This is a genomic window from Nocardioides sp. P4_G4, assembly GCF_056401085.1.
In genome coordinates, this window is the sequence record NZ_JBFUKA010000044.1 from 18,537 (window position 1) to 37,520 (window position 18,984).

The window sequence follows — 18,984 nt, forward strand, 5'->3', positions numbered from 1 at the left end:
ACCTCAGGCGAAGACCCCGGCGGGGAACGCCCCGTTGGTCAGCGCGGTGGTGACCAACGGTCGGCACAGCTCGGTCAGCCGCGCCGTCCCCGCCTCGCCGAGGGACTCCCACGAGGAGTAGGCGCACTCCTCGGTCCGACGCTCGACGGCCTTGCGGAGCGCGACACCCTCCCCGGTGAGCTCACCCTCGGGAGTCATCAGGCCGCGTTGCGCCAGGCCGGCCACTGCTGCCGACCATTCCTCGTCCGACCAGGCGCGGGTCGCCTGCGCGGCCGCCCGGGTGAATCCCTTCCCCGTGGCGGTGTGCGTGACCAGCGCCTCGATCCCGGTGAGGTCGGCTCCGACCAGGGTCGCCACGTGTCCGTCCCCGCGGTGCTCACGGAGCAGGGTGAGGGCGTGGAAGAGCGCCATGTGGGGCTCGTCCGGCCAGTCCAGGTCGGCGTGCGCCGCGTAGAGCGGGCGGCCGGCGACGGTGCAGCCCGCTGACGCCGCACGTGCGAGGTCGGCGGCTTCCCGGACCTCGTCGGAGACCAGCACGTCCTCGCCGAGGAGGCGGGTCCAGGCCGCGCTGACCCCGCGGTAGCGGGCGGCCACGACGTCCGCGGGGCTCGCCGCCTCCCACGCCGCCGGGATGAAGTGCGCGACCAGGGACGGGTTGAAGACGTAGAACGTCGCCGCCACGGGGCCGGCCCCGACGCGACCCATCGCGGCCGACCTGGAGGCGAAGTAGGTGGCGCGCCCCTTGCGCACGCCGACGCCGGTGACCTCGGCCTCGACCTCCGGGGCGAAGTAGCCCAGCGCGTGCAGGGGCTCGAGCAGGCGGGCGGTGCGTCCGGCGAGGCGAGGATCCATCCCCCCTTCCTACCGGGTGCCCCTCGCAGCGGTAACACCCACGTAAGGAGATTGCCCTTGTTGGTCGACCCGGTCCGGAGGATGTTTGGACCAATCGGTCCACTCGTGCCGTCCGCAGCCCGACCCCGACCTGCCAGCGACGTGGCGGCTGTGACCGTCACTCAGCCCGAGCCGAGGTGGACCACGACGGCCAGGACGCCCGGCCCGACCACGTCGACGTCGACGTCACCGAGGGCCCGGAGCATGGCGAGCGAGGCGAGGTTGTCCGCGCGGGTCACGGTGCGGATGCACGTGACCCCCTCGGGACGGTGCCGCACCAGGACCTGCAGCAGCGCCGTCGCGACCCCCCGCCCCTGCCACGCGTCGACGACCGTGACACCGAGGTCCGCGGCGCTGGGGTCGTCGTCGTAGCGGATCATGCGGGCCAGGCCGACCGGGACCTCCGTCCCGTTCTCGTCGGTGACCATCGCGACGAGGGCGACGTGGTCGACGCCGTCGACGTCGTCCACCAGGTGGTCGAGCATCGTGTGGGTCAGCGCGGGGACCGCGGCCAGGAACCGGCCGGACCGCGTGCGCAGCGACAGGTGCTCGTACTCCTGCTGGAGTGCCTCGCGGTTCGCCGCCACGAGGGGTACGACGAAACCGTCCGTGCCGTCGCGGAACCGCACCGGTGTCAGGTCATCCACGCCGGCGTCCGTCGTGCACGAAGTCGAGGCCGGGCGATCCCATGGTCACCCAGTGTCATCGCGGGCGGGAGGCGCCACCAGAGACCTTCGTCCCGCCGGTGCCCGCGACCACTCGGACCGCCCGCGCGGACATAGTCTGGCCGGGTGGCGGTCGGCCACGGGATCGAGCGACGACGGGACCCGGAGGTGGTCGAGGATGGCCGAGATCGTGCTGCGGGTGCGCCTGACGAGCGGTGACCAGCTCGACGTCACCTACCAGGAGGACGGCGGCGAGGACGAGGTCATCGCACGGGTGGTCGCCACCCTCGCGGAGGACTCCGGGGTCCTGCGCACCAGCCACGGCGATCGGCTGCTGGTGCTCTACGGCAGGGGCGTGGCCGCCGTCGAGATCGCGCCGCGGGGCGCGGTCCTCTAGGCGGCACCTGTGCCTCGCGCGGTCCTGACACCCACAAATTGAGCAGGTTCGTCACCGGTTCCGCCCTGCGAGGTCCCCGGGCGAGGAGTGTCGCACCATGACCGGGCCGACGTACGACGAGCGGGCCGCGGCGATCAGCGAGCTGATGGGTGCGGCCGACGACTTCGCCGTGCTGGCCCGGATGCAGGAGGCGTCCCGCGACCTGGCTCGCCCGGGGACGGGCCGGCACCACCAGCACGCCCACTCGGCGACGCTCTGGCGCCTGGCCGAGCGCAGGCTCCGGACCCGGATCGGCGAGCTGGAGCTCGAGCTGGAGGCCGAAGCCGACCGCAGTCCAGCGGTGTAGACCGACGCCGGATCCCCGAAGCCCGGGGTGGCCGGCTGTGCAAGGCTCGTGACATGGGCTCCGTCGACGAGGGACGCGGACGCCGCGTCGACCACCGACTGGCCGACGCCGCGGCCGTCGCCCGCGAGACCGCGCGCGCGTTCGTCGTACCGACCCACGCGGAGCGCCGGCCCGTGCGAGCGGGGGATCTCGTCGAGATCCTGTGCGAGGTCGTCGATCCCGCCCCCGGGATGCCGCGGGTGGAGCGCGTGTGGGTGCGCGTCACGGGGACGGGCGGGACCCGGATCACCGGCGTGGTCGACCACGAGCCGAAGGTCATCAACACCCTGGGTCCGGGCGACGAGATCTCCTTCGGACCCGAGCACGTCGTCGCGACGCACGAGGCCGCGTCCGCCCGCACCGTCATCGTGAGCCGGCGAGCCCATGTCGAGGACGTCCGACCGCGCTTCGTCTACCGCCAACGGCCCATGAGCGCGTCGGACACCGGGTTCTCGGTCATGGTGGGCGATGAGTCCCGGGCCGAGCTGGACGATCCGGAGTCGCTGGTGTCGCACGCCAGCGGCTTCCTGCTGGCCCGGTGGCCCGAGCTCGGGCCGGTCTTCGCCAGCCGGTGGGTCGAGGCCGAGTGGGTCTGGGACGAGTCGACGCACAGGTATGTGCGACGCGAGGTCCCGACGTGACCGGCCCGCCTCGTCAGTGACGTCCGGCGCGGTCGAGGGCGCGGCGGGCGACCTCGACCGAGCGGCGATCCAGCCACCGCGGCACCGCGGCCCGGTACGCGTCGTAGTCGCCGCCGAAGTTGGCCCGCAGGGCCGGCTCCTCCGCAGCGATCTGCGAGCGGTCCATCACGAGGACGAAGGCGGCGGCCGGCAGCAGGGCGGACCACGAGCCGCGGCCCACGGCGTGGGCGACGAGCAGTCCGCTCATGCCGACGTACATCGGGTTGCGGGTGACCGCGTTGACGCCGGTCGTGACCAGCACCGCGGCCTGCGACGGGTCGAACGGCTCCAGGGTGGTGCCCCGGCTCCGGAACTGCCGCACGGAGGAGGCGGCCAGGCCCACCGAGGCCCCCACGAGCACGGTGGCCACCACGGTCCGCCCGGCCGAGGGCCGCGGCCCGCCCCTGGTCATCGCCCGCTGGGCGAGGCCCGCGGCGAGCGCCAGCAGCGGAGGAGGTGGGCGCGTCACCCCACCCACCATGCCACCGTCGCGCCCCGCCGTCGATGCCCTCGTCGGCCGACCGGGGTCAGCTCCAGAGCAGGACCGCGCCGACCAGCCCGGCGACGACGATGCCGGCCCGCAGCAGCGTGGCCGGCAGGCGACGCCCGACGCGTGCGCCGACGTACCCACCGACCACCGACCCGCTGGCGAGCAGGACCACGGCCCGCCAGTCGATGTCGGCGGCAAGGACGAAGATGACGCTCGCGACCAGGTTGGCCGCCAGCACCGCCAGGGTCTTGAGCGCGTTGGCCACGCGGAACGGCAGGTCGGTGCCGAGGCCGAGGACGGCGAGCATCATCACGCCGGACCCCGCGCCGAAGTACCCGCCGTACGCCCCGGTCACCGTGGCGAAGAACCCGGTGAGCGGCGAGACGTGGTGGCGCTCGGCGGCGTCGCTGCCGCGCCGGGAGCGCAGCCACGCGGACAGCCGCGGCTGGACGCCGACGAGCAGGCAGGTGCCCAGGATCAGCCACGGCACCACGGCCTCGAAGACGGTCGCGGGCAGGGCGAGCAGCAGGACGGCGCCGACCACCGAGCCGACGGCGCAGGTGCCGAGCACGACCGCGGTGACGCGCGGGTGCTCGCGCAGCTCGCTGCGGTATCCCCACGAGCCGCTCAGCGCCCCGGGGGTCAGGCCGACCGTGTTGGAGGCGTTGGCCACGACCGGGGGCAGGCCTACGGCCACCAGCACCGGGAAGCTCAGCAGCGAGGCGATGCCCACCGTCGAGGTGAGGATCCCGGCACCCAGCCCGGCCAGCAGCACCAGGAGCTGCTCGGCCCCCGTCACGTCGTACGCAGCACGGCCACGTCGCTGACCATCTCGACGTGGGCGTGCATCGCCCGCGCCGCACCGTCCGGGTCCCCGGCCCGGATCGCGTCGGCGATCGCCCGGTGTCCGGCCAGGGAGGCGCGGGGTCGCTCGGGCTGCGACAGCGACTCGATGCGCGTCTCGCGGATCAGGTGGGCGATCTCGCCCATGAGCTGCGAGAGCAGCAGGCTGTGGGCGGCCGCGGTCACGGCCGCGTGGAAGTTCTCGTCGCCCTCCACGCCGCGCCCCCCGCGCTCGATGTCGGCCTCCATGCCGGCCAGGGCGTCCTCGATCCGGTCGAGGTCGGCCTCGGTACGCCGCCCCGCGGCCAGCGCCGCGATCTTGGTCTCGAGCGCGTCGCGGGTGTCGATGATCTCGGGCAGTCGGTGGGCGTGGGCGCGCACCGCCTCCACGATGCGGGTGGCGCCGGGTGAGGTCGCCACCACCGTGCCGTCGCCGTGCCGGACCGCCACCGCGCCGATCACCTCGAGCGCCACCAGCGCCTGGCTCAGGGTCGCCCGGCTCACCCCGAGGCGCGCGGCGAGCTCCCGCTCCGGAGGCAGCTTGTCGCCCGGCCGGAGGTCGTGCTCGGCGATCCACGTGGAGATCTGCTCGGCCACCTGCTCGTAGAGCCGCACCCGGGACAGCGGCGCCGGGAACGACGGCCCGGGGGCGCGGGGCGGGGTCGAGGTCGGGTCGGACATGACCCCATCCTATTGACAGATGGTCGAGTGGGCTATTGGCTAGGCCACTGATCCAGTACGTGACACCGGTCACGTCGCAGGCAGAAGGAGCCCCCTATGGGAGCGGAATGGGTAGCGATCCTCGCGTTGGTCGCCTTGTTCGTCGTGGGCACGGTGTTGCCCATCAACATGGGGGCGCTGGCGTACGTCGCGGCGTGGTTCGTGGGCATGTACGCCCTGGACCTCGATGAGAAGGAGATCCTCAGCGGGGTCAGCGGCGACCTGATCCTCACCCTGATCGGGGTCACGTACCTGTTCGCCATCGCGCGCAACAACGGGACCGTCGACCTCATCGTGCGCACCGCCGTACGAGCCGTCGGTGGACGGGTGGCGCTGATCCCGTGGGTGATGTTCGCGGTGACCGCCGTGCTGACCGGCATCGGTGCCGTCAGCCCGGCCGCCTGCGCGATCATCGGCCCGATCGCCCTCGGCTTCGCCGGGCGCTACGGCATCAGCCCGCTGATGATGGGGATGTTCGTCGTGCACGGCGCCCAGGCCGGCGGCTTCTCGCCGATCAGCATCTACGGCGTCATCACCAACTCCGTCATGGAGGACGCGGGCCTGCCGTCGAGCGAGATCACCGTCTTCCTGGCCAGCCTCGTCGTCAACACGGTGATGGCCGCGATCTTGTTCGTGGTGCTCGGCGGTCGCAAGCTGATGGCGATGCGCATCGACCCCGACGAGCCCGACACGCTCGACGAGGACCTGCACCGGGGAGGCGCGACCGTGCCGGCCCGCGGCTACGGCACGTCCATCCCCACCGGCACCCAGGCGGTCGGCGTCCGTCGCGACCAGCTCCTGACCCTCGTCGCGTTCGTCGCCGTCGCGCTCGTGTCCTTGATCTTCGACAAGAACATCGGCTTCGTCTCCATCACCGCCGCCGTCATCCTCGCGATGCTGGCGCCCAACGAGCACAAGGACGCGGTCAAGCAGATCGCCTGGCCCACCGTGCTTCTGGTCGCCGGTGTCAGCACCTACGCGACCATCCTCACCACCGCCGGCTCCCCGGAGTTCGTCGGCAACTGGGCCGCCGGACTCGGCGTCGCCGCGATCGGCGCGCTGGTCCTGTGCTACGTCGGTGGCGTCGTCTCGGCCTTCGCGTCCTCCACCGCCCTGCTTCCGGTCATCATCCCGATCGCGGTGCCCCTCATCGCGGACGGCGGCATCAACGCCGGGCTGTTCGTCGCGGCCCTGGCGGTGTCGTCGACCATCGTCGACGTCAGCCCGTTCTCGACCAACGGCGCGCTCATGCTGGCCAACCGACCCGACTCCATCAGCGAGCCCGTCTACTACAAGCAGATCCTCACCTACGGCATCATCGTCACGCTGGTCGGTCCGCTGGCCGTGTGGGCTGCCCTGGTCCTGCCGGGGTGGGGCTCGTGACCGGCCCGCTGGAGGGGATCCTGGTCGTCGACCTCACCCGCGCGCTGGCCGGACCGCACGCCACGATGATGCTGGGCGACCTGGGCGCTCGCATCGTCAAGGTCGAGGCGCCGGGCCACGGGGACGACACCCGCGGCTGGGGCCCGCCCTTCGTCGGGCCCGAGGACGATCGCCAGTCGACGTACTTCCTCTCGACCAACCGCAACAAGGAGTCCATCGCCCTGGACCTCAAGGCGGACGCCGACCGCGAGGTGCTCCTGCAGCTGGTGGATCGCGCCGACGTGCTCGTCGAGAACTTCCGTACCGGTGTCCTCGAGCGCCTGGGCCTGGGGATCGACTCGCTCGTGGAGCGCAACCCGCGGCTCGTGGTGCTGTCCATCACCGGATTCGGCCACGACGGCCCCGAGGGCGGTCGGGCCGGCTACGACCAGATCGCCCAAGGCGAGGCCGGCGTCATGTCCCTCACCGGCTCCGGTCCCGACGACCCGCAGCGGGTCGGCGTACCGATCGGCGACCTGCTCGCCGGCATGTACGGCGCGTACGGCGTCCTCGCCGCGCTCCACGAGCGCTCGACCACCGGTCGCGGCCAGGTCGTGCGCACCTCCCTGCTGTCGGCGCTCGTGGGGGTGCACGCCTTCCAGGGCACCCGCTGGACGGTGGCCGGCGAGGTCGGTCGGGCCCAGGGCAACCACCACCCCTCGATCGCGCCGTACGGACTGTTCCGCTGCCGTGACGGTGCCGTGCAGATCGCGGTGGGCAGCGAGGGCCTGTGGCGCCGGCTGTGCGACGGCTTCGGCATCGACCCGGCCACCCCCGGCCTGGAGACCAACCGCGACCGCGTCGGCGCCCGCGAGCGCACCATCGAGGTCGTCGAGGCGGCCTTCGCCGAGTACGACGCCGCGGCGCTGCTCGCCCGCCTCGACGAGGTCGGCGTACCCGCTGGCAAGGTGCGCAGCCTGGACGAGGTCTACGAGTGGGACCAGACGCGGAGCCAGGGGCTGCTGGTCGACGTCGAGCACGCCTCGCTCGGCACGGTCACGCTGCCGGGACCGCCGCTGCGCTTCTTCGACTCCTCGGGCAGCGAGACCACCCGGCACGACCACTCGGCGCCGCCGCTGCTCGACCAGCACGGCGAGGCCCTCCGCAGCTGGCTGGAGGAGCGGGAGTGAGTGACGCGCCCACCCCGGAGTCCCGCCGGCGCTGGGGTGCCGAGGAGCTGCTCGAGCTCGTGCTCGACACGGACTCGTGGCAGTCGTGGGACCGGCCCATCGACATCTCCGGCCACGACGAGGGCTACCAGCGCGAGCTGCGGGCCGCGCGGGAGAAGGCGGGCACGGACGAGTCCGTGATCACCGGCCGCGGGCTGGTCCGCGGCCGGCCGGTGGCCGTGGTCGCCAACGAGTTCCGCTTCCTCGCCGGCTCGATCGGGCGGGACGCGGCGGGTCGCATCACCGCCGCCGTACGACGCGCGACGGCCGAGGGGCTGCCACTCCTGGCCACCACGGCGTCGGGCGGGACCCGCATGCAGGAGGGCACCCCGGCCTTCGTCGAGATGGTGGAGATCACCCGGGCGATCGGGGCCCACAAGGCTGCCGGGCTGCCCTACCTCGTGCAGCTGCGCCACCCCACGACCGGCGGCGTCTACGCCTCGTGGGGCTCGCTCGGCCACGTCACCGTCGCCGAGCCCGGCGCGCTGGTGGGCTTCCTCGGGCCCAAGGTCTACGAGGCGCTCCACGGCACGCCGTTCCCGGCGGGCGTCCAGCAGGCCGAGAACCTCGCCGCGAAGGGCGTCATCGACGCCGTCGTCGCGGCCGAGGACCTGCCCGAGCTGGTCGACAGGTCGTTGCGGGTGCTGCTCGACCGGCCCGAGCCGCCCGCGCTGCCGCGGCGCGACCCCACCGCCCTCACCACCCGCACCGCCTGGGAGTCGGTGGGCATCACCCGCCTCCCCGGACGGGCAGGTGTGCGGGACCTGCTGCGGTACGGCGCCAGCGACACCCTGCGCCTGCGGGGCACGGACGAGGGCGAGCGCGACGAGACCGTGATCGTGGCGCTGACCCGGCTCGACGGCCAGCCGTGCGTGCTCGTCGGCCAGGACCGGACCCGGCAGGACGCGGACCGGGCCATGGGGCCGGCCGCGCTGCGCGAGGCGCGCCGCGCGATGAACCTCGCCGAGGAGCTCGGCCTGCCGCTCGTCACCGTGATCGACACCCCCGGCGCCGACCTCTCGGTCTTCGCCGAGGAGCGGGCGGTGGCCGGCGAGATCGCCCGATGCATCGCGACCATGACCAGGATGCGCGTGCCGACCCTGGCCGTCCTACTCGGTCAGGGGTGCGGCGGCGGGGCACTGGCGCTCCTGCCCGCCCGGCGGGTGCTCGCCGCGCAGCACGCGTGGCTCTCGCCGCTGCCGCCCGAGGGGGCCAGCGTCATCGTGCACGGCGACACCACGCACGCCGAGGAGATGGCCACCCGCCAGCAGGTCCGCGCCCTCGACCTGGCCGCCAACGGGACCGTCCACCGCATCGTCCCCGAGCGCGACGACGACAGCGCCGAGACGCTCGCCCGAGCCGTCGCGGCGGAGTGCGCCGCCTTGCTCGTCAGCATGGCGGTCGACGGCTGACCGGGCCTTCCTGGCCTGAGCGTGGTGTCGAGCGGGCGCTTCAGGCGAAGGCGTCGACGCCCGTGAGGTCGGCCGAGACCTGCCAGAGCCGGGCCGCCTGCTCGGGGTCGGTGGCCCAGTCGCGCACCCCACGGCGCGCGCCGTCCTCGACGTACGGCACGGCCACGTCGACGTCCTCGCAGTAGACGCCGCCCTTGCCCTCGAGCTGCGGCGAGGTCGCCGCCCACACCTGGGTCGCGGCGCCCTGCTCGGTCGTCTTGAACTCCGCGCGCGGCGTGCCGTCCTCGTCGAACCAGCCCATCGCCACCTGCTCCTCGCGGGGCAGGTGCCGCTGGAGCGGGGTGAGGATCCCGCCGGGGTGCAGGGCGAAGGCACGAACGCCCTTGCCGCGCTCGTGGGTCTGGCCCAGCCGGTCGAGGTGGACGGCGAGGAGCACGTTGGCGGTCTTGGCCTGGCCGTAGGCGGTCCACTTCTCGTAGTCCGTCTCGAACATCAGGTCGTCCCAGCGGATCGGGCTGCTGAGGTGACCCATCGAGGAGACGCTCACGACGCGGGCGCCCGGGGCCAGCGCCGGCCACAGCCGGTTGAGCAGCGCGAAGTGTCCGAGGTGGTTGGTGGCGAACTGCGCCTCCCAGCCCGGTCCGACCCGGGTCTCGGGGCAGGCCATGATCCCGGCGCTGTCGATGACCATGTCGAGGGTGACCCCGCTGTCCAGGACCCGTCCGGCGAACGCCTCGACGCTGGCGAGGTCAGCCAGGTCGAGGGTCTCGACGGACACGCCGTCGATGCCGGCGAGCGCCTCGGCGGCGGTCTCGGGGCGTCGCGCGGGGACGATCACCTTCGCGCCGGCCCTGGCCAGGGCTCGCGTCGTCTCCAGGCCGATGCCGGAGTAGCCGCCGGTCACCAGGGCCGTCCGCCCGGTGAGGTCGATCCCGGCGAGCACCTCGTCGGCGGTGGTGTCACGGTCGAAGCCCGAGCCGATCGGCTCCTGCGGGGTGGGGGTGTAGGTCATCCTCCGAACGTAGCCTCCGGCTGTCAGGAACCGCCCGGTCGATCAGGTGCGGGCGCTCGCGTAGCCCAGCGCCGCGGCGAGCCCGAGCGCGCTGCGGGGCTCGTACGCCGCACGCCACAGGCCGCCGTGCACGGCGGCGTACGCCTCGTCCTGCCACGGGTGCTCGTGCGAGGGCGTGTCCGTGCTGAGGTCGTGGACGAGCAGCGCGGCCATCAGCGTGTTGGCGGTGTCCGGCTCGAAGATCTCGACCCCGAAGCGGTGGGCGCCGGCGAAGGCGGCGGCCAGGGCGCGGTTCTTGACCACCGATCGGGTGCGGGTCGAGGGCGCGACGTGGAAGGAGACCAGCTGGCCGTCGCGTCGGGCGACGGCGGCCCGCCAGCGCTGGATGCGCTTGGCGAGCACGTAGTTGGGGCCCTGCACCGGGACGATGCTGTCGCTGATGCCGGGGTCGGCGGTGGGTGGGTAGGCGCGGTGCAGGAGTCGGCCGCGGGTCGCCCAGCGCAGTGGCCGCCCGAGCGCCTTGGCGGACCTCGAGCGCTCCCGGTAGGCGCGGGTCGACTGCTCGACCGCGTCCCGGGGCACGGCGAAGGCATCGGTCGGGGTGGCCAGGAAGGCCAGCGCGGTGTCGGGGCGGGCGGCGCTCAGCCGGGTGGCGAGGGCGTCGGCTGCGGCGGCGACGCGGACGTGGGTGCCGCCGTCGGCGTACAGGTAGTTGCCCAGCACCAGCCGCCCGTCGAGGCGGGCCAGCCAGTCGGAGATCTCCGGGACCTCGCCCAGGAGGTCCGCGCCGAAGGCGCCGTCCTCGGAGATCGAGGGGTCGAAGGGCACGAGCAGCCGCCCGGCACCGGCCCGGGCGGTGCGCTCCACGCGCTCCCACAGGGCCTCGCGCGGCAGGTCGACCRCGGCCACGGTGGCGCCCCAGCGGAGGAGGGCGGCGAGTGGCCCCATCTCGGCACCGGCGCCCAGGACGGCCACGGTGCGGCCCTCGAGCCGCAGCCACTCCGGGTGGTCGACGACCTCCTCGACCGCGGCGGCGGCCGACGGCTCCATGACCCCGCGGGCGACCCACTCCGCGAGCTGGGCGCGCAGGCCGGCGCCGCGCAGCTCGTCTCCCCGGTACGGCACGACGAGCTCGGCCTGGCGCTCACCCTCCCCGAGCACCTCGTGGGTGCCCAGGGTGCGCACCGCCTCCGCCGTGGCCAGGGAGTCGAGGGGGTGCTCGGTCCCGTCCGGGGCGGCGACGACGAGCGTGCGGCGTACGGCGTCGAGCCCGGCCTCGGCGATCGTGGTCCAGGCCTCGGGGGTCGCGATCCCCGCCTCGACGAGGCGGCGGAAGTGCAGCACGTAGCCGCTGCGCCACGCCGTCTCCTGCTCGGCACCGAGGGCGCCGACCGGGTCGACCGGGCGCAGGGCGTCGGCCACGACGGACCGCCCGGCCCGGGTGGTGCTGCGGCGGCCGTCGGCGTCGGCGGGGAAGGAGACTCCATGGGTCATGGACCCATCATGGCCGGACCGGTCGGCACCACGGGCGTCACCCCGCGGCTACGGTGGGAGCGACGAGAGGAGATGCGATGCCGTCATCCGATGACGTGGAGGACGYCGACGCCGCGCTGGTCAGCGGCGAGGCCCCCGCCTCCCGCCACACGCCGCTCGACCGCGGGCTGATCCTGGACGCCGCGGTCACCTTCATCGACGAGCAGGGCCTGCCGGGCCTGACCATGCGCCGCCTCGGCCAGGCGCTGGGGGTCGAGGCCATGGCGCTCTACCGCTACGTCTCCGGCAAGGAGGAGCTCCTCGACGGCCTCGTGGACATGCTGGTCGAGGGGATGCGCACCGACGAGGAGGTCCTCGACCGACCCACCGACGGCTGGCAGGACTTCGTCCAGCGCCTCGCCCACGGCGTACGTCGGGTGGCCCTCGCGCACCCCAAGGCGTTCCCGCTGGTCGCCTCCCGCCCCCCCGAGGCGCCCTGGCTGCGCCCGCCGCTGCGCAGCCTGGAGTGGGTCGAGGCGTTCCTGGTCGGTCTGGAGTCCGAGGGGTTCTCCGACGAGGCCGCGGTCGCGAGCTATCGCGCCTTCACCAGCTTCCTGCTCGGCCACCTGCTCCTCGAGGTCTCCACGCACGGCGCGGACGTCGGTCCACTCGACGTCCTGGAGGAGCCGTCCGAGCCGGGTCTCTCGGACTTTCCCACGGTCGCACGGCTGCGTCGGCAGCTCGCCGAGGACAAGGCGGCGGTCGAGTTCGAGGAGGCGTTGGAGGAGCTCCTCAACCGGCTGGCGCTGGTCCGACAGGAGGGCAACGGCGGCTGACGGCGCGGGCTAGGTGTCCTCGGGGTCATCGGGGTCCGGGACCACCCGGAGCCGTTCGCGCGGCGGCTGGGGCTGCTGGCGGCCGAGCTCCCCACCGATGCGACCTCCGTGCGGTCGACCGTGGTCGGCGTACTCCTCGCGGACGAAGGCCAGGATCCGGCGCGGACCCGGCCCGAGCTCGATGCGGGAGGACGTCCGCAGGATCGACGACGCCACCCGGCGACCGTGCACCCGCAGCTCGGCGTCGCCGATCGCGGTGACGACGAACTCGTCGGCGTCGTCGTGGACCACCTCGGCGTGCACCGGGGCCAGGCCGGGGAGCACGATGTCGCAGCCCGCGTCGGACCCGATGGTGACGCGGTCCTCCTGGAGCCAGTGCACCGGGTGACTGGTGCGGGTGATGCCGTCACCGGGGACCTCGACCAGGCGTGGGAGCCCGCCGCGGCCCGGGTCGTGGGTCGTGGTGACCCGGCGGACCGGGCGCCGCAGGAAGGTGGGGGCGACCGGGAACGGGGTCAGCGGCGGCACCAGCACCGGACCCGGGAGGGCTCCGTCGTCCTGACGCAGTCGCCCGCGTCCCGCGGACACCACCCCGCGCAGTCCGGCGACGCGCATGTGGGCGCTGCGGGTGAAGGGCCGCTGCCACCACGGGCACCGCACGTTGCCCAGCGTCACCAGAGGTACGTCGTCCGCGTCACGCACCTGCACMGAGACGCCCAGGTCGGCGAGCTCGGCAGCGATCCGGCGCAGGCCGGCCGCGTCCGCCCCGCCCGCGAAGGCCGACGGGTCGCTGACCCGCAGGGTCAGGGCGCTGCCCCGACCCTGCAGCGAGCCCGTGACCGGAGCCCGGCCCGGGGCGTCGACCTGGAAGCAGACGTCCGCCTCGATGCGGGTCCGCAGGGTCGTCACGCCGCCTCCGGTGCGGGACCCCGGGTGGTGTCGTCGTCGGTCGAGATGCGCAGCGTGCCGTCGATCTTCCAGGTGGCCCGCGGCGCCTTGGGGCCGGTGTCGCGCGGCACCTCGACGGCCATGTCGACGAACTGGTAGTTGATCGCGGCCCGGCGGCCGGTGAGGAACGACCACATCTCGCGACCGAGGTCGCTCCAGTCGACGACCGAGTCGGCACGGAGTTCAGTCTGGTCCTGCGTCATGGTGAGTCTCCAGGTGTTGTAGGGTCTGCCTGAAGTTACACAACGAACTTCAACAGACTGTTTAGGTTATGGAGCGAGTATGGACACGAGCGTCGCCGCACCGCAAGGGTCCGACGAGCTGATGACCATCGGCGAGCTGTCCCGGCACGCCGGGATCTCCACCCAGCTGGTCCGGGCCTGGGAGCAGCGGTTCGGGTTCCCCGAGCCCGTCCGGCTGCCCAGCGGGCACCGGCGCTACACCGCCGAGGACGCCCGCGCGGTCCAGCGCGTGGTGGAGGAGCGCGACCGCGGTCTGCGCCTCGAGGAGGCCATCGCGGCGACGCTCCGCTCCGGACAGCTCGGGGAGAGTGCGTCGGTGTACGCCGCCCTGAGCCGCCGCCACCCCGAGCTGACGTCGTACACGCTGACCAAGCGCACGCTGCTCGCGCTGTCGTGGGCCATCGAGGACGAGGCGGTGGCCCAGTCGTCGAGCGGCGTCCTGCTCGGCACCTTCCAGCGGGGTCGCTACTACGGCCAGTCACGGCGCCGGTGGGAGGACCTGGCCCGCACCGCCCGCGCAGCGGTGGCGATGGCCGACTTCGCCGCCCACGACGACGAGTCCCGCCCCGCGACGGTCGGCCTCCCGCCCGAGTCCCCGCTGCTGCGCGAGTGGGTGGTGGTCCACGAGGCGCCCGACTTTGCGGTGGCTCTGGTGGCCTTCGAGCTGCCCGGCCACGGCACGGTCGGTGACGACCGCCCCTTCGAGGCGCTCTGGTCGGTCGACGGCCGGGTGGTCCGCGACGCGGCCGTCCTCACCGCGCAGGCCGGGGCGGCGGTCGGCTCCCGGGCCTCGGCCGCCGTGCTCGCCGACCTGGAGGGCACGCCGGTCCTGCCGAGCACGTCGCCGATGGCGGCCACCGCGGTCTTCAACCGGATGGTCGCCTACACGGACGGTACGACGCTGCGGGCGCGGCGCCCCTGAGGGTGGAGGCGGCCCATCGCGGTCGCCGTACTGTCGAGGACATGCAGACACGAACCCTCGGACAGCAGAAGGTCGGCGCCATCGGCCTCGGCCTGATGACCTTCGACCAGAGCGGCCCCCAGCCGCGCCAGCAGCTCCTCGACACCGTCACCGCCGCGCTCGACGCGGGCGTCACCCTCTTCGACACCGCCGACGCCTACGGCCCCGGTGACGACGGCGCCGGYGCGCAGGGCCAGAACGAGCGCCTGATCGCCTCGCTGCTCGACGAGCTCGGTGCCCGCGACCGCGTGGTGCTCGCCACCAAGGGCGGCCACGTCCGCAAGGACGGCGGCGAGTGGGCCACCGACAGCACGGCGGACCACCTGCGCGGGGCCGTCGACGCGAGCCTCGAGCGCCTCGGCGTCGAGCAGATCGCGCTGTGGCAGCACCACCGGCCCGATCCCGACGTGTCCTACGACGACGTCATCGGCACGCTCGCGGAGATCGTCGCGAGCGGGAAGGTCGCCCACGTCGGCCTCTCCAACGCCGACCCCCAGCAGATCCGCGCCGCCCACGCCGTGCTCGGCGACGCGCTGGTGAGCGTGCAGAACCAGTTCAGCCCCAAGTTCCTCAGCAGCCGTCCCGAGATCGACGTGTGCGAGGAGCTCGGCCTGGCCTTCCTGCCGTGGAGCCCCCTCGGTGGCCTCAACGACGCCAAGGGCCTGGCCGACAAGCACCCGGCCTTCGCCGAGGTGGCCAAGGACCGCGGCGTCAGCGCCCAGCAGGTCGCGCTCGCCTGGGAGCTGGCCCAGTCGCCGTGCGTCATCCCGATCCCCGGGGCCAAGCGTCCCGAGTCGGTGCGCGACTCGGCCGCCGCGGCCGACCTCGAGCTCACCGCCGACGAGCTGGCCCGCCTCGACGGCTGACCGACCGCGCCGACGGTAGCCGCTCGCTCCGTACGCTGGCGACCATGTACAGACCCGCCCGCCCCGGTCGGTCCCGCCGCACGGCCCGCGGGGGTGGGCACGCCTGATGGACACCCAGACCCTGCTCAACGTCGGGCTGGTCCTGCTGTTCGTCCTCGTCGGTGGCGTCTTCGCCGCCACCGAGATCGCCCTGGTCTCGCTGCGCGAGAGCCAGCTGGTGGCGATGGAGCGCACCGGGTCGCGCGGCGCCCGGGTGGCCGAGGTGGCCCGGGACCCCAACCGCTTCCTGGCCGCGGTCCAGATCGGCGTCACCGTCGCCGGCTTCTTCTCCGCGGCGTACGGCGGGTCGACGCTCGCGCCGGACCTCGCGCCGTACCTCGTGGACCTCGGCCTCGGCGCGGACGCGGCGCAGACCACCGCACTGGTCGTGCTCACCCTGCTCATCGCCTACCTGTCCCTGGTCCTCGGCGAGCTGGTCCCGAAGCGGCTGGCCCTGCAGAAGGCGGCGCCGGTGTCGCTGGCCGTGGCTCCGGTGCTCGACCGCTTCGCGACGCTGGTGCGCCCGGTCATCTGGTTGCTCTCCCTGTCCACCAACGCCCTGGTCCGGCTGCTCGGCGGTGACCCGCACGCCGCCAGCGAGCAGCTGTCCGAGGAGGAGCTGCGCGACCTGGTCTCCACCCACGTGGACCTAGAGGAGGAGGAGCGGCGCATCCTCAGCGACGTCTTCGCGGCCACCGAGACGAGCATCAAGGAGGTCATGCGCCCGCGCACCGACGTCTCGTTCGTGGCCGGTGACCTGACCCTGGCCCAGGCCGCCGCCGTGGTCCGCGAGCTGCCCTACTCGCGCTACCCGGTGAGCGGGGAGGGCTTCGACGACGTGCTCGGGTTCCTGCACGTGCGCGACCTGCTGGCGATCGACGCGGCCCCCGACCGGCTCGTGCGCGACGCCGTCCGGCCGGTCCTGACGCTGCCCGGGACCAAGCTCGTGCTCCCGACCGTCGCGACCATGCGGCACGAGGGCGTGCACCTCGCCGTCGTGGTGGACGAGTACGGCGGCACCGACGGCATCGTCACCCTGGAGGACCTCGTCGAGGAGCTCATCGGTGACATCCGTGACGAGTACGACGTGGACGACCGCGCTCCGTCCGGCGACCCCTCCGACGTCGACGCCCGCACCAGCCTCGACGACTTCGCCGAGGCCACCGGCATCGTGCTGCGCGACGGTGGCTACGAGACCGTCGCGGGCTACGTGATCGCCCTGCTCGGCCACATCCCGGAGGTCGGCGAGCAGGTGGCGGTGGACGGCGGGGCGCTCGAGGTCACCGAGGTCGTGGGCAGCCGGGTCACCCGGCTGGCGCTGCACCGCGACCCCTGACCGAGTCCGGCCGCACCCCGTCCGACGATCCCGACGGAGGTCGCGCACCTGCGCCGGTATGGATGGGGTCGGGGTCCGGCGGTCGCGCACGTGCGCGACCGCTCCGGAGGACAGCACCTGTAACTGGCGCACGTGCGCATGAGTCGCGGACACCGGGTAGCGGATACGCGGGCTAGCCTCGGACCCAGTCCGGCCGCACCCCTTCAGGAGACCTCGTGAGCGACCCGCCCGTGACCAGCCTGGTCGGCGTCTACGACGCCGAGGGCGGCCTGCTCGGTGAGGCGGCGTACGTCTGGGGGAGGATGCGCGGCACCCGCCACTGCGCGCTGTGCGACATCACCCACGGCCGGGTGCGGCGCAAGCCCGCATGGGACCGGATGGTGGTCGCGCTCGGTCGCCCCGTGGACCTGCTGCACCTCGACGAGATGCCGCCGGACGTGGCCGAGGCGGTGGCGGAGTGCGGGGCCCCGGTGGTCCTGGCCCGGACCACCGCCGGCCTCAGCCCGCTCGTGGACGCCGCCGAGCTCGACGCCATGGACGGGTCGGTCGAGCGGCTGAGCGACCTGCTGCGCACCCGGCTGGCGGCGGACTCCTCGTGAGCGTGCTCGCCACCGTCGTCTGGGTGGCGGTCGTGGTCCTGTACGCCGGTGTGAACTGACGGTTCCTACGGGGCGCGGTGGGTCACGCGGGTCAGCACCGCAGTGCCCCGCTCGGGCGAGAGGTCCAGCTCGAGGACCGGCCCGATGCCCCGGGCATAGAACTTGTTCTCCAGCACGTCCGGTTCGAGCGGGGTGGTGTTCGCGGTCTGCACGACGTCGCGGTGGAGCCCGGTCGGGGTGCGGAGGGTCTCCGAGGTGGAGAGGATCCTGGCCCGGTCCTCGGCCTCACCGGCGCGGTGCTCCTCGCGGTAGCCGCAGCCGGCCACCGGCCGGGCGGGGAGGATGACGCCCGCCTGGGCGCCATCGCGCCCGTACCTCCAGGATCCCTCGGTGCTGACGACCTGGCCGTCCTCGTAGGACCGGGAGAGCTCGCCGAGGTACCACAGGCTCCCGCCGGAGTCCTGGGCGTAGAAGTCCCGGGTGTCCTCCACGACCTGCCCCTCGGACCGGGCGACGTCGTGGACCACCCGCGCGCGGACGGAGTTGACGAGCTCGGTGCGTCGCGTCACCGTCACGCGCACGGTCGAGACCTCGCGACCCGCGCGCTCGGTGTAGCGCCACGTGGTGCCGGGGCGCATCGGCCAGTAGGGATGGTCGATGTGCGTGGTGAAGTCCTCGGGGCGGAGGTGGACCGCCCGGCCCCCGTGGGGGAGTTCGTAGGGACCCGGCTGGGCGCAGCGGGACCCGCGGCCGTCGGCTCCCGAGGCCGTGGCCGTGGCCGTGGCCGTGGCCGCGGTGCCGGTGCCGGCGACCAGGGCGGCGAGCACCGCTCCCGTGACGAGTGCTGAGGTGCGGATGTCCATGGGGTGCTCCTGACCGGACGACGGGGCCGTGCTGGTCCTCCCAGTGTGGACCCCCGCACCCCGTAGGTTGGCGGGCATGAGTGACGACAGGACGATGCGTGAGCGGATGCTGGCCGGTGACCCCTACATCGCGGACGACCCGATGATCGCCGAGGACTCGCGACGGGCCCAGGGGCTCACCCACCGGATCAACACCGCGGACCCCAACGACCACGACCTGCGACGCGCGCTGCTGACCGAGCTGCTCGGCGCCTTCGGCGAGGACAGCGAGGTGCGTCCGCCGTTCCGCTGCGACTACGGCTACCAGACGACGATCGGTGCCCGGACCTTCGTCAACTGGGGTCTCGTCAGTCTCGACGTGGCCGCCGTGACGATCGGCGACGACGTCCAGATCGGCCCCGGCGTCCAGCTGCTGACCGCCACCCACCCCATCGACCCGGGCCCGCGCCGCGACAAGTGGGAGGCGGCGCAGCCCATCGTCATCGGCGACAACGTGTGGCTCGGTGGCGGCGTCATCGTCTGCCCCGGCGTCACCATCGGCGCGGACACGGTCGTCGGTGCCGGCTCGGTCGTCGTGCAGGACCTGCCCTCCGGTGTCGTGGCGGTCGGCTCGCCGGCGAAGGTGATCCGCAGCATCTGAGGCCCCGGCGTCTCGTACCCACCCCACCACCCCCGCCCCCACCCCCGCCCGCGGGAGCGGTGAGTCAGCCACATTCCCCGAGCCTGGAAAGTGGC

22 protein-coding genes are annotated in these 18,984 nt (G+C 73.7%); 12 read left to right on the plus strand and 10 right to left on the minus strand.

Translation table 11 applies throughout. The features are described from left to right. Positions 1 to 3: 3 nt before the first annotated feature. The gene (locus tag AC1DQF_RS11765) at positions 4 to 852 is read right to left on the minus strand and encodes an SCO6745 family protein (RefSeq protein WP_477525402.1); all 849 of its coding nucleotides are present in this window, start codon (positions 850 to 852) and stop codon (positions 4 to 6) included. Positions 853 to 1,013: 161 nt separating this feature from the next. Then, entirely contained in the window at positions 1,014 to 1,538 is a 525-nt protein-coding gene (locus AC1DQF_RS11770) for a GNAT family N-acetyltransferase (RefSeq protein ID WP_477525403.1), read from the minus strand. A gap of 196 nt (positions 1,539 to 1,734) precedes the next feature. Here AC1DQF_RS11770 and AC1DQF_RS11775 point away from each other — a divergent pair, with 196 nt between their 5' ends. From AC1DQF_RS11775 to AC1DQF_RS11785, 3 genes are all read left to right on the plus strand, one after another. Further along, on the plus strand, positions 1,735 to 1,953 hold the full coding sequence (locus tag AC1DQF_RS11775; protein WP_477525404.1) for a hypothetical protein: 219 nt from the start codon (positions 1,735 to 1,737) through the stop codon (positions 1,951 to 1,953). Between the two features lie 97 nt (positions 1,954 to 2,050). Next, the gene (locus AC1DQF_RS11780) at positions 2,051 to 2,299 is read left to right on the plus strand and encodes a hypothetical protein (protein WP_477525405.1); all 249 of its coding nucleotides are present in this window, start codon (positions 2,051 to 2,053) and stop codon (positions 2,297 to 2,299) included. Between the two features lie 53 nt (positions 2,300 to 2,352). After that, entirely contained in the window at positions 2,353 to 2,979 is a 627-nt protein-coding gene (locus AC1DQF_RS11785; protein WP_477525406.1) for an immunity protein Imm33 domain-containing protein, read from the plus strand. 13 nt (positions 2,980 to 2,992) lie between these two features. Here AC1DQF_RS11785 and AC1DQF_RS11790 read toward each other — a convergent pair whose 3' ends face one another. Genes AC1DQF_RS11790 through AC1DQF_RS11800 form a run of 3 tightly spaced genes read right to left on the minus strand, consistent with a single transcriptional unit; the run spans position 2,993 to position 5,032 of the window. After that, positions 2,993 to 3,487 carry a methyltransferase family protein gene (locus AC1DQF_RS11790; protein WP_477525407.1) on the minus strand — a complete coding sequence of 165 codons (495 nt, stop codon included), beginning with the start codon at positions 3,485 to 3,487 and terminating at the stop codon, positions 2,993 to 2,995. Positions 3,488 to 3,545: 58 nt separating this feature from the next. Beyond that, a complete protein-coding gene (locus AC1DQF_RS11795; protein WP_477525408.1) occupies positions 3,546 to 4,307 on the minus strand; it encodes a sulfite exporter TauE/SafE family protein in 762 nt (253 codons plus the stop codon). Continuing rightward, on the minus strand, positions 4,304 to 5,032 hold the full coding sequence (locus AC1DQF_RS11800; RefSeq protein WP_477525409.1) for a FadR/GntR family transcriptional regulator: 729 nt from the start codon (positions 5,030 to 5,032) through the stop codon (positions 4,304 to 4,306). The genes AC1DQF_RS11795 and AC1DQF_RS11800 overlap by 4 nt, the downstream gene beginning before the upstream one ends. A gap of 96 nt (positions 5,033 to 5,128) precedes the next feature. Between AC1DQF_RS11800 and AC1DQF_RS11805 the strand changes: the two genes are divergently transcribed. Genes AC1DQF_RS11805 through AC1DQF_RS11815 form a run of 3 tightly spaced genes read left to right on the plus strand, consistent with a single transcriptional unit; the run spans position 5,129 to position 9,074 of the window. Next, positions 5,129 to 6,454 carry an SLC13 family permease gene (locus tag AC1DQF_RS11805; RefSeq protein ID WP_477525410.1) on the plus strand — a complete coding sequence of 442 codons (1,326 nt, stop codon included), beginning with the start codon at positions 5,129 to 5,131 and terminating at the stop codon, positions 6,452 to 6,454. Next, complete coding sequence (locus AC1DQF_RS11810; protein ID WP_477525411.1) at positions 6,451 to 7,623, plus strand: CaiB/BaiF CoA transferase family protein; 1,173 nt, start codon at positions 6,451 to 6,453, stop codon at positions 7,621 to 7,623. Before AC1DQF_RS11805 ends, AC1DQF_RS11810 begins: the two co-directional genes overlap by 4 nt. Next, a complete protein-coding gene (locus tag AC1DQF_RS11815) occupies positions 7,620 to 9,074 on the plus strand; it encodes a carboxyl transferase domain-containing protein (protein ID WP_477525412.1) in 1,455 nt (484 codons plus the stop codon). Before AC1DQF_RS11810 ends, AC1DQF_RS11815 begins: the two co-directional genes overlap by 4 nt. 40 nt (positions 9,075 to 9,114) lie before the next feature. Here the strand turns inward: AC1DQF_RS11815 and AC1DQF_RS11820 are convergent, their stop codons facing one another. Both AC1DQF_RS11820 and AC1DQF_RS11825 read right to left on the minus strand, forming a co-directional pair. After that, positions 9,115 to 10,086: an SDR family NAD(P)-dependent oxidoreductase gene (locus AC1DQF_RS11820; protein ID WP_477525413.1), complete on the minus strand. Its 972-nt coding sequence runs from the start codon at positions 10,084 to 10,086 to the stop codon at positions 9,115 to 9,117. Positions 10,087 to 10,128: 42 nt separating this feature from the next. After that, on the minus strand, positions 10,129 to 11,580 hold the full coding sequence (locus AC1DQF_RS11825; RefSeq protein WP_477525414.1) for a hypothetical protein: 1,452 nt from the start codon (positions 11,578 to 11,580) through the stop codon (positions 10,129 to 10,131). Positions 11,581 to 11,657: 77 nt separating this feature from the next. Between AC1DQF_RS11825 and AC1DQF_RS11830 the strand changes: the two genes are divergently transcribed. Continuing rightward, on the plus strand, positions 11,658 to 12,395 hold the full coding sequence (locus AC1DQF_RS11830; protein WP_477525415.1) for a TetR/AcrR family transcriptional regulator C-terminal domain-containing protein: 738 nt from the start codon (positions 11,658 to 11,660) through the stop codon (positions 12,393 to 12,395). 9 nt (positions 12,396 to 12,404) lie between these two features. Here the strand turns inward: AC1DQF_RS11830 and AC1DQF_RS11835 are convergent, their stop codons facing one another. Next, positions 12,405 to 13,304 carry an FHA domain-containing protein gene (locus AC1DQF_RS11835; RefSeq protein ID WP_477525416.1) on the minus strand — a complete coding sequence of 300 codons (900 nt, stop codon included), beginning with the start codon at positions 13,302 to 13,304 and terminating at the stop codon, positions 12,405 to 12,407. Next, positions 13,301 to 13,546 carry a hypothetical protein gene (locus AC1DQF_RS11840; protein WP_477525417.1) on the minus strand — a complete coding sequence of 82 codons (246 nt, stop codon included), beginning with the start codon at positions 13,544 to 13,546 and terminating at the stop codon, positions 13,301 to 13,303. The genes AC1DQF_RS11835 and AC1DQF_RS11840 overlap by 4 nt, the downstream gene beginning before the upstream one ends. 79 nt (positions 13,547 to 13,625) lie before the next feature. Here AC1DQF_RS11840 and AC1DQF_RS11845 point away from each other — a divergent pair, with 79 nt between their 5' ends. The 4 genes from AC1DQF_RS11845 (at position 13,626) to AC1DQF_RS11860 (ending at position 17,386) form a co-directional block, all read left to right on the plus strand. After that, on the plus strand, positions 13,626 to 14,507 hold the full coding sequence (locus AC1DQF_RS11845) for a DICT sensory domain-containing protein (protein ID WP_477525418.1): 882 nt from the start codon (positions 13,626 to 13,628) through the stop codon (positions 14,505 to 14,507). Positions 14,508 to 14,548: 41 nt separating this feature from the next. Beyond that, positions 14,549 to 15,412: an aldo/keto reductase gene (locus AC1DQF_RS11850; protein WP_477525419.1), complete on the plus strand. Its 864-nt coding sequence runs from the start codon at positions 14,549 to 14,551 to the stop codon at positions 15,410 to 15,412. A 106-nt stretch (positions 15,413 to 15,518) separates the two neighbouring features. Continuing rightward, the gene (locus AC1DQF_RS11855; RefSeq protein WP_477525420.1) at positions 15,519 to 16,787 is read left to right on the plus strand and encodes a hemolysin family protein; all 1,269 of its coding nucleotides are present in this window, start codon (positions 15,519 to 15,521) and stop codon (positions 16,785 to 16,787) included. Between the two features lie 215 nt (positions 16,788 to 17,002). Further along, complete coding sequence (locus AC1DQF_RS11860; RefSeq protein ID WP_477525421.1) at positions 17,003 to 17,386, plus strand: hypothetical protein; 384 nt, start codon at positions 17,003 to 17,005, stop codon at positions 17,384 to 17,386. Between the two features lie 65 nt (positions 17,387 to 17,451). Here AC1DQF_RS11860 and AC1DQF_RS11865 read toward each other — a convergent pair whose 3' ends face one another. Beyond that, positions 17,452 to 18,249 carry a hypothetical protein gene (locus AC1DQF_RS11865; protein ID WP_477525422.1) on the minus strand — a complete coding sequence of 266 codons (798 nt, stop codon included), beginning with the start codon at positions 18,247 to 18,249 and terminating at the stop codon, positions 17,452 to 17,454. Positions 18,250 to 18,325: 76 nt separating this feature from the next. On the opposite strand from AC1DQF_RS11865, the gene AC1DQF_RS11870 reads away from it, so the two are divergent. After that, complete coding sequence (locus tag AC1DQF_RS11870) at positions 18,326 to 18,889, plus strand: sugar O-acetyltransferase (RefSeq protein ID WP_477525423.1); 564 nt, start codon at positions 18,326 to 18,328, stop codon at positions 18,887 to 18,889. Positions 18,890 to 18,984 lie beyond the last annotated feature (95 nt).

What these genes read in the sequence shown, in the direction of transcription:
- AC1DQF_RS11765 (WP_477525402.1), bottom strand. Translation starts at nt 852, where the DNA reads ATGGATCCTCGCCTCGCCGGACGCACCGCCCGCCTGCTCGAGCCCCTG.
- AC1DQF_RS11775 (WP_477525404.1), top strand. Translation starts at nt 1,735, where the DNA reads ATGGCCGAGATCGTGCTGCGGGTGCGCCTGACGAGCGGTGACCAGCTC.
- AC1DQF_RS11780 (WP_477525405.1), top strand. Translation starts at nt 2,051, where the DNA reads ATGACCGGGCCGACGTACGACGAGCGGGCCGCGGCGATCAGCGAGCTG.
- AC1DQF_RS11785 (WP_477525406.1), top strand. Translation starts at nt 2,353, where the DNA reads ATGGGCTCCGTCGACGAGGGACGCGGACGCCGCGTCGACCACCGACTG.
- AC1DQF_RS11800 (WP_477525409.1), bottom strand. Translation starts at nt 5,032, where the DNA reads ATGTCCGACCCGACCTCGACCCCGCCCCGCGCCCCCGGGCCGTCGTTC.
- AC1DQF_RS11805 (WP_477525410.1), top strand. Translation starts at nt 5,129, where the DNA reads ATGGGAGCGGAATGGGTAGCGATCCTCGCGTTGGTCGCCTTGTTCGTC.
- AC1DQF_RS11820 (WP_477525413.1), bottom strand. Translation starts at nt 10,086, where the DNA reads ATGACCTACACCCCCACCCCGCAGGAGCCGATCGGCTCGGGCTTCGAC.
- AC1DQF_RS11840 (WP_477525417.1), bottom strand. Translation starts at nt 13,546, where the DNA reads ATGACGCAGGACCAGACTGAACTCCGTGCCGACTCGGTCGTCGACTGG.
- AC1DQF_RS11845 (WP_477525418.1), top strand. Translation starts at nt 13,626, where the DNA reads ATGGACACGAGCGTCGCCGCACCGCAAGGGTCCGACGAGCTGATGACC.
- AC1DQF_RS11855 (WP_477525420.1), top strand. Translation starts at nt 15,519, where the DNA reads ATGGACACCCAGACCCTGCTCAACGTCGGGCTGGTCCTGCTGTTCGTC.
- AC1DQF_RS11865 (WP_477525422.1), bottom strand. Translation starts at nt 18,249, where the DNA reads ATGGACATCCGCACCTCAGCACTCGTCACGGGAGCGGTGCTCGCCGCC.
- AC1DQF_RS11870 (WP_477525423.1), top strand. Translation starts at nt 18,326, where the DNA reads ATGAGTGACGACAGGACGATGCGTGAGCGGATGCTGGCCGGTGACCCC.